The 18,027-nt window shown below is 60.1% G+C and carries 14 protein-coding genes and 3 tRNA genes; 14 read left to right on the top strand and 3 right to left on the bottom strand.

Annotated elements, in window-relative coordinates; genetic code table 11:
* Positions 1–215: 215 nt before the first annotated feature.
* From accD to POR16_RS16400, 11 genes are all read left to right on the top strand, one after another.
* Positions 216–1,136, top strand: a complete 921-nt coding sequence (gene accD / locus POR16_RS16450; RefSeq protein ID WP_024670212.1) for an acetyl-CoA carboxylase, carboxyltransferase subunit beta — start codon at positions 216–218, stop codon at positions 1,134–1,136.
* Complete coding sequence (gene folC, locus POR16_RS16445) at positions 1,133–2,437, top strand: bifunctional tetrahydrofolate synthase/dihydrofolate synthase (protein WP_005892264.1); 1,305 nt, start codon at positions 1,133–1,135, stop codon at positions 2,435–2,437. Before accD ends, folC begins: the two co-directional genes overlap by 4 nt.
* Positions 2,421–3,068, top strand: a complete 648-nt coding sequence (locus POR16_RS16440) for an SPOR domain-containing protein (protein WP_005892266.1) — start codon at positions 2,421–2,423, stop codon at positions 3,066–3,068. Before folC ends, POR16_RS16440 begins: the two co-directional genes overlap by 17 nt.
* 118 nt (positions 3,069–3,186) lie before the next feature.
* Positions 3,187–3,774, top strand: a complete 588-nt coding sequence (locus POR16_RS16435; RefSeq protein WP_005892267.1) for a CvpA family protein — start codon at positions 3,187–3,189, stop codon at positions 3,772–3,774.
* Positions 3,775–3,786: 12 nt separating this feature from the next.
* Positions 3,787–5,295: an amidophosphoribosyltransferase gene (gene purF / locus POR16_RS16430; RefSeq protein WP_005892270.1), complete on the top strand. Its 1,509-nt coding sequence runs from the start codon at positions 3,787–3,789 to the stop codon at positions 5,293–5,295.
* Between the two features lie 20 nt (positions 5,296–5,315).
* Entirely contained in the window at positions 5,316–6,527 is a 1,212-nt protein-coding gene (locus tag POR16_RS16425; protein ID WP_005892273.1) for an O-succinylhomoserine sulfhydrylase, read from the top strand.
* Entirely contained in the window at positions 6,524–7,330 is an 807-nt protein-coding gene (locus tag POR16_RS16420; RefSeq protein WP_005892276.1) for an SDR family oxidoreductase, read from the top strand. The genes POR16_RS16425 and POR16_RS16420 overlap by 4 nt, the downstream gene beginning before the upstream one ends.
* Before the next feature lie 149 nt (positions 7,331–7,479).
* Positions 7,480–7,555, top strand: a tRNA-Val gene (locus tag POR16_RS16415).
* Between the two features lie 84 nt (positions 7,556–7,639).
* A tRNA-Asp gene (locus POR16_RS16410) sits at positions 7,640–7,716 on the top strand.
* A gap of 115 nt (positions 7,717–7,831) precedes the next feature.
* Positions 7,832–7,908 (top strand) — tRNA-Asp (locus tag POR16_RS16405).
* A 222-nt stretch (positions 7,909–8,130) separates the two neighbouring features.
* The gene (locus POR16_RS16400; protein WP_005892279.1) at positions 8,131–8,958 is read left to right on the top strand and encodes a DUF2242 domain-containing protein; all 828 of its coding nucleotides are present in this window, start codon (positions 8,131–8,133) and stop codon (positions 8,956–8,958) included.
* A gap of 80 nt (positions 8,959–9,038) precedes the next feature.
* Here POR16_RS16400 and ilvA read toward each other — a convergent pair whose 3' ends face one another.
* The 3 genes from ilvA to POR16_RS16385 all read right to left on the bottom strand — a co-directional run bounded on the left by ilvA (position 9,039) and on the right by POR16_RS16385 (position 13,296).
* Positions 9,039–10,574, bottom strand: coding sequence for a threonine ammonia-lyase, biosynthetic (gene ilvA / locus POR16_RS16395; protein WP_080267822.1), 1,536 nt, complete (start codon positions 10,572–10,574; stop codon positions 9,039–9,041).
* Between the two features lie 548 nt (positions 10,575–11,122).
* Positions 11,123–12,163, bottom strand: a complete 1,041-nt coding sequence (locus POR16_RS16390; RefSeq protein ID WP_005892284.1) for an AraC family transcriptional regulator — start codon at positions 12,161–12,163, stop codon at positions 11,123–11,125.
* A 2-nt stretch (positions 12,164–12,165) separates the two neighbouring features.
* Positions 12,166–13,296 (bottom strand): carbon-nitrogen hydrolase family protein, encoded by a 1,131-nt coding sequence (locus POR16_RS16385; RefSeq protein WP_005892286.1) that lies wholly within the window; start codon positions 13,294–13,296, stop codon positions 12,166–12,168.
* 206 nt (positions 13,297–13,502) lie between these two features.
* On the opposite strand from POR16_RS16385, the gene POR16_RS16380 reads away from it, so the two are divergent.
* The 3 genes from POR16_RS16380 to POR16_RS16370 all read left to right on the top strand — a co-directional run bounded on the left by POR16_RS16380 (position 13,503) and on the right by POR16_RS16370 (position 17,997).
* Positions 13,503–15,542 carry an NADPH-dependent 2,4-dienoyl-CoA reductase gene (locus tag POR16_RS16380; RefSeq protein ID WP_005892288.1) on the top strand — a complete coding sequence of 680 codons (2,040 nt, stop codon included), beginning with the start codon at positions 13,503–13,505 and terminating at the stop codon, positions 15,540–15,542.
* A 25-nt stretch (positions 15,543–15,567) separates the two neighbouring features.
* Positions 15,568–16,512, top strand: a complete 945-nt coding sequence (locus tag POR16_RS16375; RefSeq protein ID WP_122381117.1) for a 1-aminocyclopropane-1-carboxylate deaminase/D-cysteine desulfhydrase — start codon at positions 15,568–15,570, stop codon at positions 16,510–16,512.
* A 147-nt stretch (positions 16,513–16,659) separates the two neighbouring features.
* Positions 16,660–17,997, top strand: coding sequence for an MFS transporter (locus POR16_RS16370; protein ID WP_122381118.1), 1,338 nt, complete (start codon positions 16,660–16,662; stop codon positions 17,995–17,997).
* The last annotated feature ends 30 nt before the right edge of the window (positions 17,998–18,027 follow it).

Below are 18,027 nucleotides of genomic sequence, written 5' to 3'. Positions count from 1 at the left end.
AGCCTGTTCCGCCAGAGATGCGGGTCGAATCAAGTAAGCGAGGGTGCCTGTGTGCGCCGTCGTCGTTGTGAAGAAGCGGAGTGAGGGGGTGTGCAGGTCTGGCCAGGGGTCGATCGCCGTTCCGTCACCATCGTCCATACGAATTTAGCTGAGGGCGTGCGGCTGGCGTGTCATGGCTAGCCGTTCAAGCCACATCGGTACTGGAGATATAAAGCATGAGCAACTGGTTGGTAGACAAACTGATCCCATCGATCATGCGTTCCGAGGTCAAGAAGAGCTCGGTTCCCGAGGGCCTCTGGCACAAGTGTCCTTCCTGTGAGGCGGTGCTCTATCGCCCGGAGCTGGAAAAGACACTGGACGTCTGCCCCAAGTGCAACCACCACATGCGTATCGGTGCGCGCGCGCGCCTGGACATTTTTCTGGATGCCGAGGGTCGCGAAGAGCTGGGCGTTGATCTGGAACCGGTCGACCGTCTGAAGTTTCGTGACGGCAAGAAGTACAAGGACCGCCTGACGGCTGCCCAGAAGCAGACCGGCGAAAAAGATGCGCTGATTTCCATGAGCGGCACCCTGTTGGGCATGCCCGTGGTTGCGTCGGCATTCGAATTTTCCTTCATGGGCGGTTCGATGGGTGCCATCGTCGGCGAGCGCTTTGTTCGCGCTGCCAACTACGCCCTCGAAAATCGTTGCCCGATGATCTGCTTCGCCGCTTCCGGCGGTGCGCGCATGCAGGAAGCACTGATCTCTCTCATGCAAATGGCCAAGACCTCGGCTGTTCTGGCGCGCCTTCGCGAAGAGGGGCTGCCATTCATCTCGGTGTTGACCGACCCTGTCTACGGCGGTGTTTCGGCGAGCCTGGCCATGCTGGGCGATGTCATTGTCGCAGAGCCAAAGGCGCTGATCGGTTTCGCCGGTCCTCGCGTTATCGAACAGACCGTTCGCGAAAAGCTGCCGGAAGGTTTCCAGCGCAGCGAGTTCCTGCTGGATCACGGCGCGATCGACATGATCATCGCGCGTAGCGAGCTTCGTCCGCGCCTGGGTAATCTGCTGGCGCAAATGATGAATCTGCCGACGCCACGTTTCGTCGCGCCGGTCATCGAGCCTATCGTCGTTCCGCCGGCACCTGCCTCGATATGACCCCAGGGTCACTGGGCGATTGGCTCGCTTATCTGGAGCAACTGCACCCCAGCGCCATCGATATGGGGCTGGAACGCTCCCGACAGGTGGCGCAGCAGTTGGGCCTGCTGCGTCCGGCGCGCCGGGTGATCACGGTGACGGGCACCAATGGCAAAGGCTCGACCTGTGCGTTTGTGGCCGCCCTGTTGCAGTCCCAGGGCCTTAAAGTCGGTATCTATAGCTCGCCGCATCTGATTCGCTACAACGAGCGAGTCAAGGTGCAGGGCGTCGAAGCCACCGATCTTGAACTATGCAATGCCTTCGCCGCGGTTGAAGCAGCGCGCGGCGATGTCACCCTGACTTACTTTGAAATGGGCACGCTGGCGGCGTTCTGGCTATTCGAACAGGCACAGCTCGATGTGGCTGTTCTGGAAGTCGGTCTGGGCGGACGTCTGGATGCGGTAAATCTGGTTGATCCGGATATCGCGCTGGTTACCAGTATCGGTGTTGATCATGCCGAGTACCTGGGCAATACCCGCGAGTCAGTCGCGTTCGAGAAGGCCGGTATCTTCCGTTCCGGCCGTCCTGCCCTGTGTGGTGATCCTGCGCCACCGGAGCCCCTGTTGGCTAAGGCTCGCGAGCTTGGTTGCCCGTTGTTGTTACGAGGGCGGGACTTCGACCTGTCGACAGGGCATGACAGCTGGAACTGGCGTGGTCTGGCAGCTGGTGAGCAGGTCGAACTGCATAATCTCCCGCTGCTCGACCTGCCTATGCAGAACGCCGCGCTGGCGCTTCAGGCGTTTGCATTGCTGGGTTATCCGCTGCAACCGGAAGCAGTAGGGCGGGTGCTTGCCGAAACCCGGCTGGCCGGTCGTCTCGACCGCCGGACAGTCCGCTGGCAAGGCAAGCGGCTCAATCTGCTTCTGGATGTGGCCCACAACCCCCATGCCGCGCATTTTCTGGCGCAGCGTATGGCCCGTCGTCCGGTTTCCGGCAGACGTCTAGCTATGTTCGGGCTTTTGAGTGATAAAGACCTCGACGGCGTTATTACGCCCCTGGCGGCGGTGATCGATGAGTGGGCGGTTGCGCCTCTTCCCACGTCGCGCAGCCGCAGCGCAGAAGAGTTACATTCGGCACTGGAGAACCTTGGTGCTCGCGTGACGTCCTATCAGAGTGTTGCGCTGGCACTCGAGGCTCAGTGCGCGCACGCCACGACCGATGACGAGATTCTGCTGTTCGGTTCATTTTACTGTGTTGCCGAGGCTCTGGAATGGCTGGCCCGGCATACCGATGAGGACGCTGCAAATGGCTTTGCTGGATAACGTATTCAAGCAGCGAATGGTTGGAGCACTGGTACTGATCGCTGTAGCGGTCATTTTTCTGCCCATGCTCTTCACGCGTGAAGATGAGACACGTCAGGTACAGGTTGAGGCGCCTTCTGCGCCTCAGGCCCCTGCAGTCTCGCAAGTAAAGGTCGATCCAGTACCTGTTCCGGAACCTCAAGCTCTGCCTCAGGAGCCTGTGCCGGGCGAGGATGACAGCGGCAGCAGCAATCAGCCGCCGTCGATGCCTATTGCACCAGCTCCTGCCACCCAGAGCGCACCGCCTGCGGCACAGGCGCAGGCGCCAAAGCCAGCCAGCAAACCTGCACCCGTGACTGCGCCAGCGGCTCCCGCCAAGCCTGCAGCACCGGCTGGGGTCGATGCCAATGGTTTGTCAGTCAGCTGGTCCGTGCAGTTGGCGAGCATGTCCAACCGTGCCAATGCCGATAACCTGCAAAAGACCCTGCGTACCCAAGGGTATAACGCTTACATTCGCACGTCCGATGGCGTTAATCGGGTGTTTGTCGGCCCGCTGATAGAGCGCGCAGAGGCCGATCGTCTGCGCGATCAGCTCGACAAGCAGCAAAAACTCAAAGGTATCGTGGTGCGCTTTCAGCCTGAGCGGGGCTGACCGTCCGGCGCCTGATGGCGTCGACGTACAGGAAAATGCCTCTTGCCGGTAATCGCTGCTTACCGGCAGGCAGGCGCTCTGCTAAAATGCGCCGCCTTATCTGTCTGCAGGCTGCAACGTGCCATTTACTCCGGTTGACTGGGCAATTCTGGGAATTGTCGCCATCTCCGCCCTGATCAGTCTGAAACGCGGCTTCGTAAAAGAAGCACTGTCGTTGACGACGTGGATCATTGCAGGTGTAGTGGCCTGGATGTTTGGCGCAGGGCTGTCGCAGTACTTGGTCAATTACATAGAAACACCTTCGGCCCGCGTCATTGCGAGCTGTACCATCCTCTTCGTCGCCACCCTGCTGGTAGGCGCCATGGTCAACTTTCTGATAGGCGAACTGATTCGCGTCACCGGGCTCTCCGGGACCGATCGTTTTCTTGGTATGGTCTTCGGCGCAGCGCGCGGAGGCCTGCTTGTCGTTGTGGCGGTGGGGCTGTTGAGCCTGGGGCCGGTACAACAGGATCAATGGTGGCAGCAGTCCAGGCTGGTGCCGAAATTTCTCATGGTTGCTGACTGGTCGAAAAACCTGATTCTCGGGATGTCCAGCAAGTGGCTTGCAAGCGGCATCAGCATACCCGCTGATCTGCCGTTCAAGGAACAGATCCTGCCGTCTACACCACAGCAGGATGTGCTCGGTAAATCCAGTTCCACTAAGTAGGGGTTGTGTCGCATGTGTGGCATCGTCGGTATCGTCGGCAAGTCGAACGTCAATCAGGCGCTGTATGACGCGCTTACCGTCCTCCAGCACCGCGGCCAGGACGCTGCCGGTATCGTAACCAGCCACGATGGCCGGTTATTCCTGCGCAAGGACAATGGATTGGTGCGTGATGTGTTCCATCAGCGGCATATGCAGCGCCTGGTCGGGCATATGGGCATCGGTCATGTGCGTTATCCAACGGCGGGCAGCTCGACTTCGGCCGAAGCCCAGCCGTTCTACGTCAACTCGCCTTATGGCATCACGTTGGCGCACAACGGCAATCTCACCAACGTCGAGCAACTGGCCAAGGAGATTTACGAATCCGACCTGCGCCATGTGAACACCAACTCCGATTCGGAAGTGCTGCTTAACGTATTCGCCCATGAGCTGGCCGTGCGTGGCAAGTTGCAGCCCACTGAAGAGGACATCTTTGCCGCAGTTACTGACGTGCATCATCGCTGCCGTGGGGGCTACGCGGTCGTGGCGATGATCACCGGTTACGGCATCGTCGGTTTCCGTGACCCGGATGCCATTCGTCCTATCGTGTTCGGTCAGCGTCACACCGATGAAGGCGTCGAGTACATGATCGCGTCTGAAAGCGTATCGCTGGACGTGCTGGGCTTTACTCTGATTCGTGATCTGGCACCGGGCGAAGCGGTCTACATCACCGAAGACGGCAAGCTGCATACCCGTCAGTGCGCCGCCAACCCAAAGTACGCGCCGTGCATTTTCGAACACGTCTATCTGGCGCGCCCGGATTCGATCATCGACGGTATCTCGGTCTACAAGGCGCGTCTGCGCATGGGCGAGAAGCTGGCCGACAAGATCCTGCGCGAGCGTCCGGATCACGACATCGACGTGGTCATTCCGATTCCGGACACCAGCCGTACGGCGGCACTGGAGCTGGCCAACCACCTGGGCGTCAAGTTTCGCGAAGGCTTCGTCAAGAACCGCTACATCGGTCGGACCTTCATCATGCCGGGTCAGGCCGCACGCAAGAAATCCGTGCGCCAGAAGCTCAACGCGATCGAACTGGAGTTTCGCGGCAAGAACGTGATGCTGGTGGATGATTCCATCGTGCGTGGCACCACCTGCAAGCAGATCATTCAAATGGCCCGTGAAGCTGGTGCCAAGAATGTCTACTTCTGCTCGGCGGCCCCGGCTGTGCGTTACCCCAACGTCTACGGCATCGACATGCCGAGTGCTCACGAGCTGATTGCCCACAACCGTACGACTCAGGACGTGGCCGACCTCATCGGTGCCGACTGGCTGGTCTATCAGGATCTGAACGACCTGATCGAAGCGGTCAGCGGCAGCAAGAAGATCAAGATCGATAACTTCGATTGCTCGGTATTCGATGGCAAGTACGTGACCGGCGACATCGACGAACATTATCTGAACAGGATCGAGAGCGCGCGCAACGACGCTTCCAAGATCAAGACTCAGGCCGTGAGTGCGATCATCGATCTGTACAACAACTAATCGGACAAGGAGTGGGCGGCATGACTCAGGAATGGGATGCAGGGCGGCTGGACAGCGACCTTGAAGGCGTGGGTTTCGATACCCTCGCCGTACGTGCCGGGCAACACCGCACACCGGAAGGCGAACATGGCGACCCCATGTTCTTTACCTCCAGCTACGTATTTCGCACGGCCGCCGATGCGGCTGCGCGTTTTGCCGGCGAGGTGCCTGGCAACGTCTACTCGCGTTACACCAACCCGACTGTGCGCTCTTTCGAAGAGCGCATTGCCGCGCTTGAGGGCGCCGAGCAGGCCGTCGCCACGGCCACCGGCATGGCCGCAACCCTCGCGGTGGTGATGAGCCTGTGCAGTGCCGGTGACCATGTTCTGGTGTCGCGCAGCGTGTTTGGCTCCACGATCAGCCTGTTCGACAAGTATTTCAAGCGCTTCGGTATCGAGGTGGATTACGTTCCGCTGGCTGATCTGAGTGGTTGGGAAGCGGCAATCAAGACCAACACCAAAATGCTGTTCGTCGAGTCGCCCTCCAATCCATTGGCCGAGCTGGTCGACATCGCCGGTCTGGCCGAGATCGCTCATGCCAAAGGCACGATGCTGATCGTCGACAATTGCTTCTGTACGCCAGCCTTGCAACAGCCGTTGCTGCTGGGGGCCGACATCGTTGTGCATTCGGCCACCAAGTTCATCGATGGCCAGGGCCGTTGCATGGGCGGTGTGGTTGCAGGTCGCAGCGAGCAGATGAAGGAAGTGGTCGGTTTTCTGCGTACGGCCGGGCCGACACTCAGCCCGTTCAACGCATGGATCTTCCTCAAGGGCCTCGAAACCCTCAACCTGCGGATGCGTGCTCATTGTGCCAACGCTCAGGCGCTGGCCGAATGGCTCGAGCAGCAGGACGGTATCGAGAAGGTCCACTACGCCGGGCTCAAGAGCCATCCGCAGCATGAGCTGGCCCAGCGTCAGCAAAAGGGCTTCGGTGCGGTCGTGAGCTTCGAGGTCAAAGGTGGCAAGGATGGCGCATGGCGCTTTATCGACGCCACGCGTCTGATCTCGATCACCGCGAACCTGGGCGACAGCAAAACCACGATTACCCACCCGAGCACAACCTCGCATGGCCGTCTGGCCCCGCAGGAGCGTGAAGCGGCTGGCATTCGCGACAGTCTTATCCGGGTGGCGGTAGGTCTTGAGGACGTTGCTGACCTCCAGGCCGACCTGGCACGCGGTCTGGCGGCGTTGTGAGTGATACGGTGAGCGCTGAGACAGGTCAGGAGTGGGCGCTGAAGTTTGCAGGTACCCACAACGGTCGCGTCGCGCTGGTGACCGGGGCTGCGCGCGGCATCGGGCTGGGCATTGCGGCGTGGCTGATTGCCGAAGGCTGGCAGGTGGTGTTGACCGATCTGGACCGTGCACGCGGTGCGAAAGTAACCCGCGTGCTGGGTGACAACGCTTTGTTCATAGCCATGGACGTCGCGAGTGAAGAGCAGGTCGCCCAAGGTGTGGCTGAAGTGCTCAGGAAGTTCGGCCGTCTGGACGCACTGGTATGCAACGCAGCGGTCGCTGATCCGCATAACACCACTCTCGAAAGCCTGGATCTGTCTCACTGGAACCGGGTACTGGCGGTCAATCTCGGTGGGCCGATGTTATTGGCCAAGCACTGCGCGCCTTATTTGCGTGCGCACTGCGGCAGTATCGTCAATCTGACTTCAACGCGCGCCAGGCAGTCGGAACCCGACACTGAGGCTTATGCGGCCAGCAAGGGCGGTCTGACGGCGTTGACGCATGCGCTGGCAATCAGTCTGGGGCCTGAAATCAGGGTCAATGCGGTCAGCCCTGGCTGGATTGACGCGCGCGATCCGTCGTTGCGCCGCGCCGAACCCTTGTCCGAGACCGATCATGCCCAGCATCCGGCGGGCAGGGTAGGGACAGTCGAGGATGTGGCGGCGATGGTTGCCTGGTTGTTGTCGCGAAACGCCGGGTTTGTGACCGGTCAGGAGTTTGTCGTAGACGGCGGCATGACCCGGAAAATGGTCTACGCTGAATAGTTTTGCGCAGCGTTGCGGGATTGGTGCTTTGCTGTTCTTTTGATGTGTGGTAAAGGGTCAGCGTTTGAAGCGGTTTTTCAAAAAACTTCAATCAGGGTATTGACTTAGGTTCGTTAGGTGCGTAAATTTCGCGGCCTCAACGAAGCAAAGGGTGATTAGCTCAGCTGGGAGAGCAGCTGCCTTACAAGCAGCGGGTCGGCGGTTCGATCCCGTCATCACCCACCATCGTAAGATTGGCGCATCGTTGAGTTTGAAGGCTGAAGTACGAGAGCTTTCAAAAACGGTTATACGGACGCAAGTCCACAATGCGCAGCGGTAGTTCAGTCGGTTAGAATACCGGCCTGTCACGCCGGGGGTCGCGGGTTCGAGTCCCGTCCGCTGCGCCATATTTGTACAGATCGGGTTCGCCGGGTCTGCGATTGAAAAGCCAAAGGGCGTTTCAGTCCGATGTACAGGAAGCAAGCCTGTTAAGGGTTGTTTCAAACAGTTTCAAAGCGATACGCAGCGGTAGTTCAGTCGGTTAGAATACCGGCCTGTCACGCCGGGGGTCGCGGGTTCGAGTCCCGTCCGCTGCGCCATACACCGCTTCAAGGCCCTTGAACTCCTTGAAGCAAACAGAAAAGCGACCTAAGGGTCGCTTTTTTGTTGCCTGCGTTTTATGCGGCGCAGATAGAGGCTGGGCAATGCTTTCAGATCCTTTTTGAACTGTACGTTGATACAACGTCTCCCTTGTTGCAGACTTACCGCCATTTCCCAGTTCGCAGTCTTGCTGGCAGATTCTTCCTTCCTCAGGATTCTCGATGTTTAAGCTATTGAACCTTCGCACCGCATTGTGGGCCTCTGTCCTGTTGATGGCAGCGGGCTGTTCATCGCCCAAACAGGCGATTTATGATCACGAGCACTTCGACGACGCCGGAACCTTCTCACGCAGCTATCCTGCGACCGACCTGGCATATTGCGAAGCGGGGCGACGTGCCTTGCTGAGTCAGGGCTACATCATCACCAGCAACGATCCGAAGATGGTCGCCGGTCGCAAGAGCTTTCAGCAAACCGGTGATACTCACATCGAGATCAGCTTCAATCTGGTGTGTGCGGCTGACATGAAAGATGGCAACTCCACCATGTTCGCCAATGCGTTGCAGGACCGTTATGCCCTGAAGAAGACCAATAACTCCGCCAGCCTCGGGGTCGGAGTATTGGGTTCTGTCTCGATGCCAATTGGTTCTACCGATGATTCGATGGTCAAAGTTGCCAGCGAGACTGTTTCGTCGGCGAAGTTCTATGAGCGCTTTTTCGGTCTGGTGGAAAACTTCCTGCCACCTGAAGTGAAAAAGGCCGCGCATATTGTAGAAAAGCCGAAGGCGGACCTGGGCGTTCCGGATGTGGCACCTGCCGCCGCTGAACCGGCCAAGGCAGCCGAGCCGTCCAGGCTGGCCCCGGAGTCCCGGGAATCGAAACCCAAGGCAGTAGAACCTGCTGTGGAGTCTGCCACGCCGCCTGCGGCAAGCGAGCCTGTGCCAGCCCCCGCCGAACCTGCATCCTTCAAGGCAGAAACCATCGAGACGCCAGCCGCCGAGCCGACAGAAAAAGCTAACCCTGCGACGCTTGAGCACGCCCCTATACAGTAAGGTTTGACTCAGAACGTCAGGTAACCATGGTGCCGATGCTCCGCGTCGGCATGCATTTCAGGACGCTCCGCGTTTCGGCATCAGCCCAAAAACAACCGATACGCCGGGTTTTCGCTCTCGTCCCAGTACGGGTAGCCGATCTCGTCCAGCGCCGCGCCTACCAGATGCCGTTCTTCTTCTGGCACCACCAAACCAGCCACCACCCGGCCATCCGCCGCGCCGTGGTTGCGGTAGTGGAACATCGAAATGGTCCAGCGGCCGCCCAAGCGGTTGAGGAAGTTGAACAACGCGCCCGGCCGTTCCGGGAATTCGAAGCGCAGCACCACTTCATCGTCGACGCGCTCGGCATGCCCGCCGACCATATGCCGAATGTGCAGTTTGGCCAGTTCGTTGTCAGTCAGGTCAAGCACCGGAAAGCCCTGCCCGGTGAGGCTGGCGATCAATGCGCTGCGCGGATCGTTTTCCGGATGAGTCTGCACGCCTACGAAGATGTGTGCTTCGCGGGCAGTGTGGTAGCGGTAGTTGAATTCGGTGATCTGTCGTTTGCCGATCGCTTCGCAGAAGGCCTTGAAGCTGCCTGGCTGTTCGGGGATGGTCACGGCGATGATCGCCTCGCGGCCTTCGCCCAGTTCGGCGCGTTCGGCCACATGGCGCAAGCGGTCGAAGTTTACGTTGGCGCCTGAATCGATCGCTACCAGCGTCTGCCCTTTCACGCCGCGTTGTTCGACGTACTTCTTGATCCCCGCCACGCCCAGCGCGCCTGATGGCTCGGTGATGGAGCGGGTGTCGTCGTAGATGTCCTTGATCGCAGCGCATATCTCATCGGTGCTGACGGTGATCACTTCATCGACATAATGACGACACACTTCAAAGGTGTGATAACCGATCTGCGCGACTGCCACGCCATCGGCAAACAAGCCGACCTGGCTCAGCACCACGCGCTCGCCAGCCGCCATAGCCGCCTGCAGGCAGTTGGAGTCGTCCGGCTCGACGCCGATCACCCTGATTTCCGGGCGCAGGTACTTCACGTAAGCCGCGATTCCCGCGATCAGACCGCCGCCGCCCACCGGCACGAAGATCGCGTCCAGCTGGCCCGGTTGCTGGCGAAGAATCTCCATCGCCACTGTGCCTTGCCCGGCAATGGTGTCGGGGTCGTCGTACGGGTGGATGTACACAAAACCCTGTTCATCGACCAGTTTCAGCGAGTACGCCAGCGCTTCAGGGAAGGAATCGCCGTGCAACACCACAGTGGCACCGCGCGAGCGCACGCCTTCGACCTTGATTTCCGGCGTGGTGCGCGGCATGACGATGGTGGCCAGAATGCCCAGTTCGCGTGCCGCCAGCGCAAGGCCTTGCGCATGGTTGCCCGCCGAGGCCGTGACTACGCCGCGTGCCGTTTCTTCTGCGCTCAGTTGCGCCAGCTTGTTGTACGCGCCACGAATCTTGAAAGAGAACACTGGCTGCAGGTCCTCGCGCTTGAGCAGCACCTGATTGTTCAGCCGCTCGGACAGCTGGCGAGCGCCTTGCAGCGGCGTTTCGATGGCAACGTCGTAGACGCGGGAGGTGAGGATCTTGCGAGCGTAATAGTTGAGCAGATCGGCTTGGCCTTGGCTCATCGTGTCGATCCTTCAGGCGTGCGCAGTGCGACAGAAGGCGGCAAACCGATCATCAGGTTCAAGGATGCGATAGGGGCGATAGAGCGAAGGGTGGCGATCATGTCTGACTCCTGGCTGAATGATGTGGCCCGGGAGACAGAAGAAACCCGCCTCCAGGGCGGGTTTTTTGCAAACGTCGGCTAACCCGCCATGACTGGAATGACGGTAATAATAATCTGGCAGACGTTTTGCTTTATGCGGTTCATGGGCTGGAGGTTAGGTCGACACAGGCCGGCAAGTCAATAGCGCGCTTGCAGCAAACGTATCAGTACGGCTGGTGAATCTGTCTGGGTGTTTTTCGTCTGTTTGACGGGAATCAACATTTTTATTTCACATTGGCACTTTAATGTTGATCTTGCGGTCAGTTATTTCAGCTTGATGGTCAAGCACACTCAATCAGCCAAGAGGGCGAAGAAATGGACGAATACCAGGAAGAACTACTCGAATACCGTGCATCGGAACTGGACCCTGTAGAACCTGCCGACGACGCTACCGAGTTATGAAGGGCTTCAGGCGCTTTGGCGCTGGCTGCGGCGGAACTCTCCCGGAGTCTGTCCGTTCCAGCGCTTAAAGGCGCGTTGAAAGGCTTCTGCCGAAGCAAACCCCAGCAGATACGCTATCTCCCCGAACGCCAGTTCAGTGTCTCGAATGTACGTCATTGCCAAGTCACGCCGCGTGTCATTGAGCACGGCGCGAAAGCGTGTGCCTTCCTCGGCCAGTTTGCGGCGCAGCGTCCATGTCGGCAGCTTGAGTCTTGCCGCCACTTCTTCCAGATCCGGTTCTCTACCGCCGCTCAACAATGGCCCGAGCAACTGAATGATGCGCTCACGCAGGCTGCGCGTGCGGGTCTGTTGCTCCAGTTCTCTTTCGCATAGCTGCAGCAGGTGCCGCCAGGTACTCGGGCAATGCTCCGGGTTGCGCAACGCCAGGCTGGCCTGATCCAGACGCAACTGATTGGTGGCCGCGCCGAATATCACCGGATGATCGCTAAGGCTGACGTATCGGTGTGCGTACCCAGGCGCGTCGAATTCGATTTCGACCCGTTGCGCGCGCAGCTCGGTGCCCGCCAGCGCCGAGAGTTGAGCGAGCCAGCCGCCAAGGATGGAGTCCACCACGAAACGGTTGTAGGCGTTATAGGGGCTTATCGAATAAAAACGCATCCAGGCACCGTCGGCATCCTCATGAAGGCTTGACTGGCCACGGTAGTTGGAGCCGTACAGCGGTTCGAAACGGGTAAGGGTGCGTGCCGCTTCTCGCACGGTAGGGGCCTGCGCTGCGGTCACTCCCGCCAGGCCTGCCTGAGCGAAGCGGCTGAGTTCTCCCATGCGCAAGCCCAGATCGGGCTGGCCGGTGAGCTGGATCGCGGCATGGCCAAGGCGCATGTAGCGCGGGATCGACAGGCGAGCGCCGGCCTGGCTCAGGCGCGCAGGGTCAAGGCCATACTGTTTCAGCAGCGGGGCGGGGTCCTTGTCGAAGCTGTGGACGGCATCGGTGAGGCTCTGGATGAACCCCACCGACAGGTCGCCGAGGCGCAGGGGCGATGTCGGCATTGTCAAAGCCAGAGGTTGATCAGGCGAGCGCCGCCTGCGCTGCTGTCAGGCTGGGGTTCGGCAATGGTCTGACCGTCGTGGCTGGCAAAGCTCTGCCCGGCAACTCCCTGATTCCAGAATTGCCCGCGCATGAACACGCTTATTCCAGCCTTTGCCGAGCTTTGCGGAGGGCGACTGATCAGTGTCAGCCGACGCCACGCTTCGCCCGTACTCGGATGATCAGTGGCCATTTCGATGCCTGAATGTGCAGGCTTGCGCCACGGTTGCGACCAACTGGCCTTGCCGATCACGAAGGCCGGCACGGCGATCAGTTCAGCACCGCTCTGGTTGAGGCGGGCGTAGTTGTCCGGATACCAGCTGTCGCTGCCAATCAGAACACCCAGGCGCCCAGCGGGCGTATCGATCACGTTCAGCGGCGCCTCGCGCGCTGCGCGCACATATCGTTTCTGGTGCCGCTCCGGGTAAAGCTGACGCTGCGGCTGCCCGAGTGGGTGGCCGTCACTGTCGAAAGTCACGCTGCTGTTATACAGGGCGCCTTGGCCGATCTTCAGCTGACCACCTTCGACGCTTGGGTCCGGCAGCACAATCGAGCCTGCCACCAGCGTCACGCCGAACTCTTTCGCCAGACCGCCGAACAGTGTCTGGTAGTCGCGGGCCATATTGCTGGCTTTAGTGCGCAGGTGCGCGTCGTCCAGACGGTTATTGCCTTCGGCGCCGAGCAGGGCCGTGATGAATTGCAGCGGGTTACTCCAGGCCAGCCATTCCATTGCATCGTCTACCGTGGCGGCCTGATAGAGCTGATCCTTTTCGCCGCTGGCAAACAGCCAAGTGCCAATATGTTCCGGCATGACCACTACCGTTCTGGCATTGATCAGCCCGTAATCACGAGCCTGTTGCAGGTAGGCGGCCAGCTTGCGATGCAAATGGTCGATGTTTTGATAGTCCGTGGGGAACAGCTCTGGCTCGATGCCCAGAAGGTTTCCGCGTTCGCTCGGGTCGCCTTCATTGACTGCCAGTCGAATGCGCAGGTCGGACAGGTAGTGACCCGCCGGGCGTTGTTCGGTCCAGATCAGGTAGCTGCCCAGACTGATTGCGCCCAGGAGGATCAGACAGATGGCGAAAAGTTTGCGCATAAATAGGCCGGATGGCTGCCATCGGGAAAGTGTCGACTAGGGTAGGACTACGTTGAGCGCTTGCCAAGTGCCGCTGCGCGTTTGGATCAATAACTTGTCACTTTCGGTCATTGAGTGGCCTTGACGGGCTGTTTACTGTGGCCTGATACATCAGAGAACCCGCAGAGGTTTCTGTTTTTCCGTGATTGACTCGATGGAGCTTTGCCATGACTGCTGCCCCTTATCCCCACCTGCTGGCCCCGCTGGACCTGGGGTTCACGACGTTGCGCAACCGCACCCTGATGGGTTCGATGCACACCGGTCTTGAAGAGCGTCCGGGTGGCTTCGAGCGTATGGCCGTGTATTTTGCCGAGCGCGCACGTGGCGGGGTCGGTCTGATGGTCACGGGCGGCATAGCGCCAAACGAAGAGGGCGGGGTCTACGATGGCGCAGCCATGCTCACCAATGCCGAAGAGGCGGAACAGCATCGCACGGTCACCCGGGCAGTTCACGATGCCGGTGGCAAGATCTGCCTGCAGATCCTGCATGCCGGTCGCTACGCCTATAGCCGCAAGCAGGTCGCGCCGAGTGCCATTCAGGCACCGATCAACCCGTTCACACCCCGTGAACTGGACGAAGAAGGCATTGAAAAGCAGATCAGCGATTTTGTGAACTGTGCGACCCTGGCCCGTAGTGCCGGGTACGACGGCGTCGAAATCATGGGGTCGGAAGGCTATTTCATCAACCAGTTCCTCGCCGCCCACACCAACCACCGGACCGATCGCTGGGGGGGCAGCTACGAAAACCGCATGCGTCTGGCGGTCGAGATCGTGACGCGCGTGCGTGAGGCGGTCGGGGCCGATTTCATCATTATCTTTCGTCTGTCGATGCTGGATCTGGTCGAGGGCGGCAGTACTTGGGAAGAAATCGTCCAGTTGGCCAAGGCGATCGAGCGGGCGGGCGCAACGCTGATCAATACCGGCATCGGTTGGCACGAAGCCCGTATTCCGACCATCGCCACCAAGGTGCCGCGCGCTGCATTCAGCAAGGTTACCGCCAGGTTACGGGGCTCGGTGAGTATTCCGTTGATCACCACCAACCGGATCAACACACCGGAAGTCGCCGAACGCATCCTCAGCGAGGGCGATGCCGATATGGTCTCGATGGCGCGCCCGTTTCTGGCCGACCCCGAATTCGTCAACAAGGCCGCGGCAGGCCAGGGTGACCGCATCAATACGTGCATCGGCTGCAATCAGGCCTGTCTGGACCATACCTTCGGCGGCAAGTTGACCAGTTGTCTGGTCAACCCGCGTGCCTGTCACGAAACTGAACTCAACTACTTGCCAGCTTTGCAGATCAAGAAAATTGCCGTAGTGGGTGCCGGTCCTGCCGGTCTGGCCGCTGCGACGGTCGCTGCGCAGCGTGGCCATGAGGTGACCCTGTTCGACTCGGCCAGTGAAATAGGCGGCCAGTTCAACATTGCCAAGCGTGTACCGGGCAAGGAGGAATTTTCCGAAACCCTCCGTTATTTCCGCAACAAGCTTCAGGACACCAGCGTGCGGTTGCGCCTGGGCATGCGGGTCAAGGCTCAGGACCTGCTGGGCGCGGGCTTTGATGAGGTGATTCTGGCCACTGGCATTGCGCCGCGCACTCCGGCCATTCCCGGTATCGAGCATCCGAAGGTGTTGAGTTATCTGGACGTGATCCTGCAGCGCAAGCCGGTCGGTCACAGCGTGGCGGTGATCGGTGCGGGTGGTATCGGTTTTGATGTGTCGGAATTTCTCGTGCAACAGGGCGTGGCCACCAGCCTGGATTGTGAGGCGTTCTGGAAAGAATGGGGCATCGATACGACGCTTGAGGCACGTGGCGGTGTCGCCGGGATCAAGCCCGAGGTACACGCCCCGGCCCGCCAGGTGTTCCTGTTGCAACGCAAGAGCTCCAAGGTCGGAGATGGCCTTGGCAAGACCACCGGCTGGATTCATCGCACCGGGCTGAAAAACAAACAGGTGCAGATGCTCAACAGTGTCGAGTACCTGAAAATCGATGACGCCGGGCTGCACATCCGTATTGGCGAAGACGGTGAAGAAAAACTCCTGGCGGTGGACAACATCGTCATCTGCGCGGGGCAGGACCCGTTGCGCGAGCTGTATGACGACCTCGCCGCGGGCGGCCAGAGCGTGCATCTGATCGGCGGCGCGGATGTGGCCGCCGAGCTGGACGCCAAGCGCGCCATCGACCAGGGATCACGTCTGGCTGCTGCGCTCTGACAAAGCTTGTCTGTAAACTGCGCGGATGATTTTTGACGCTCTCGGCTGGCAACCCACTGCTCCGCTGCAACGCCTCGACCTGCCTTGGCTGCAAGACGCCGGAGTCGAGGTGGCAATACTGCGCCTGGACCGGATCGACCCGCTGATCAGCGGCAACAAATGGTTCAAGCTCAGCAAGCACCTGACGCAAGCCGCCAAGGTCGGGGCGCAAGGCGTGATCAGCCTCGGCGGGGCGCACTCCAATCATCTGCATGCCTTGGCTGCAGCGGGCAAGCGCTTCGGTTTTCCAACGGTTGGCCTGTTGCGTGGCCATGCCGGGCAGACGCCGACGGTGCAGGACCTGCAAGCCTTCGGCATGCAGTTGCACTGGCTGGGTTACGCCGGCTATCGACAGCGGCATGCTGCAGATTTCTGGCAGCCGTGGCAGGAACGCTATCCCGAGTTCTACCCGATTCCCGAAGGCGGCAGCGGGCTTGCCGGGGCTCTGGGCTGTGCAGCGCTGCAGAAAATGGTCAAAAGCCAGCTTGGGCAACTGGGCTGGGCCGATTACCACAGCTGGTGGCTTGCTGCCGGGACTGGCACGACCGTGGCCGGCCTGCTGCTGGCCGAGGCGGGCGCTCACCCGGTTTATGGTGCGATGGCGGTACCTGACGATCACGGAGTCGCTGAAAATATTGTGTCTGTGCTGAACGAAGCGGCAGGGCCGCAGGCAAAAGCCTTTTCGGACCCGCCACCAGGCTGCGTTCTGCTGGATGCCAGCCGGGGCGGGTTCGCCAAAACCGATGCGGTGTTGCTCGACTTCATCGCCAGCAGTGAAGCGCAGAGCGGCGTGCCTCTCGAGCCGCTGTACACCGGCAAGGCGTTGCTGGCGTTGCGTAACGAGGTGCTGGCCGGTCGTTTCGAGCCAGGCGCGCGTCTGATCTTCATTCATACCGGAGGCCTGCAGGGGCGGCGGGCGATGCGGCTGTAGGCGTCGTTCCAGAGCCTTTGGCATGGATCATGCCCGAATAGGTGGCAAGAGGTCGGCCCTGACTACGTGGATGACACATCTGGAGTAAGGCGTACGGGGTACTGTCTCGATAATCGACCCCTTCCAGATCAAGACGCCGAGGTCAGCATGACAACTACCATTCCAGAGCACGTCGATCCTGCCACGCTGAAGAAAGTCATTGTTGCCGCAGCCATTGGTAATTTTGTCGAGTGGTTCGATTTCGCCGTCTACGGCTTTCTGGCCACCACCATCGCCCTGCAATTTTTCCCCAGTGGCGACAGCAGCGTCGCACTGCTGAAAACCTTCGCCGTGTTTGCCGTTGCCTTCGCGTTTCGTCCACTGGGCGGGATTTTCTTTGGCATGTTGGGTGACCGGATAGGGCGCAAGAAGACCCTCGCCATGACCATCCTGCTGATGGCTGGCGCGACGACACTGATCGGCCTGTTGCCGGCGTATGCGGCAATAGGGGTGATGGCGCCGGTGCTGCTGACCCTCATTCGTTGTGCGCAGGGCTTTTCAGCCGGAGGGGAATACGCCGGTGCCTGCGCCTACCTCATGGAACATGCGCCGCGCACACAGCGAGCCTGGTATGGCAGCTTCGTCCCGGTCTCGACCTTTTCCGCCTTCGCTGCTGCTGCCGTTGTGGCCTATGCACTGGAGTTTTCGTTGTCGGCTGAGGCCATGGGCAGTTGGGGCTGGCGTTTGCCGTTTCTGATTGCTGCGCCTTTGGGGCTCGTGGGGCTTTACCTGCGCTGGAAGCTCGACGAAACCCCGGCTTTTCAGGCGGTGACTCAAGAGCTCGCGGTGGCTCACTCGCCGCTTAGCGAAACCCTTCGTCATCATGCGGGGGCCATATGCTGTCTGGGGGCGTTCGTGTCGCTCACGGCGCTGTCGTTCTACATGTTCACCACCTATTTTGCGACTTATCTGCAAGTGGCTGGAGGTTTGAGCAGGGCAATGGCGTTGCTGGTATCGCTGATCGCGCTGGCTTTCGCGGCTGTGCTGTGTCCAGTGGCCGGCGCGTATTCGGATCGGGTGGGGCGTCGTGCCACGATGGCGACTGCCTGCATTCTGTTGATGGTGGTGGTCTATCCGTCATTCCTGATGGCCAGCTCCGGCTCCTTCGTGGCTTCTATCATCGGCGTCATGCTGCTGGCCGTGGGCGCCGTACTGTGCGGCGTGGTGACGGCGGCGTTGCTGTCGGAAACCTTCCCGACCCGTACCCGCTATACCGCTTCTGCTATCACCTACAACATGGCCTACACCCTGTTCGGTGGCACCGCGCCGCTGATGGCAACCTGGCTGATCAGCATCACCGGCAGCAACCTGTCGCCGGCGTTTTACCTGATGGCCGTGGCAGTGCTGGCACTGGCGGGCGGTCTGGCACTGCCGGAGACCTCGAAGATTTCGCTGCACGACGTGCCGGTTGCAGGCAAGGGAGCGGCGCTGGGTTCGATTGCTTGAGGGTCGCGGCTGGCATGCATCCTGTGCCGC

Source organism: Pseudomonas coronafaciens pv. oryzae str. 1_6 (assembly GCF_000156995.2).
In the GTDB taxonomy this organism is placed as follows: domain Bacteria; phylum Pseudomonadota; class Gammaproteobacteria; order Pseudomonadales; family Pseudomonadaceae; genus Aquipseudomonas; species Aquipseudomonas tremae.
The sequence above is the reverse complement of the archived record's forward strand: the minus strand, read 5'-3'. Positions and strand labels throughout refer to the sequence as shown.

Excerpts from the sequence above, each read along its gene's own strand:
- purF (WP_005892270.1), top strand. The coding sequence starts at position 3,787 with ATGTGTGGCATCGTCGGTATCGTCGGCAAGTCGAACGTCAATCAGGCG.
- POR16_RS16440 (WP_005892266.1), top strand. The coding sequence starts at position 2,421 with ATGGCTTTGCTGGATAACGTATTCAAGCAGCGAATGGTTGGAGCACTG.
- ilvA (WP_080267822.1), bottom strand. The coding sequence starts at position 10,574 with ATGAGCCAAGGCCAAGCCGATCTGCTCAACTATTACGCTCGCAAGATC.
- POR16_RS16385 (WP_005892286.1), bottom strand. The coding sequence starts at position 13,296 with ATGCGCAAACTTTTCGCCATCTGTCTGATCCTCCTGGGCGCAATCAGT.
- POR16_RS16370 (WP_122381118.1), top strand. The coding sequence starts at position 16,660 with ATGACAACTACCATTCCAGAGCACGTCGATCCTGCCACGCTGAAGAAA.
- accD (WP_024670212.1), top strand. The coding sequence starts at position 216 with ATGAGCAACTGGTTGGTAGACAAACTGATCCCATCGATCATGCGTTCC.
- folC (WP_005892264.1), top strand. The coding sequence starts at position 1,133 with ATGACCCCAGGGTCACTGGGCGATTGGCTCGCTTATCTGGAGCAACTG.
- POR16_RS16375 (WP_122381117.1), top strand. The coding sequence starts at position 15,568 with ATGATTTTTGACGCTCTCGGCTGGCAACCCACTGCTCCGCTGCAACGC.
- POR16_RS16425 (WP_005892273.1), top strand. The coding sequence starts at position 5,316 with ATGACTCAGGAATGGGATGCAGGGCGGCTGGACAGCGACCTTGAAGGC.
- POR16_RS16400 (WP_005892279.1), top strand. The coding sequence starts at position 8,131 with ATGTTTAAGCTATTGAACCTTCGCACCGCATTGTGGGCCTCTGTCCTG.
- POR16_RS16380 (WP_005892288.1), top strand. The coding sequence starts at position 13,503 with ATGACTGCTGCCCCTTATCCCCACCTGCTGGCCCCGCTGGACCTGGGG.
- POR16_RS16390 (WP_005892284.1), bottom strand. The coding sequence starts at position 12,163 with ATGCCGACATCGCCCCTGCGCCTCGGCGACCTGTCGGTGGGGTTCATC.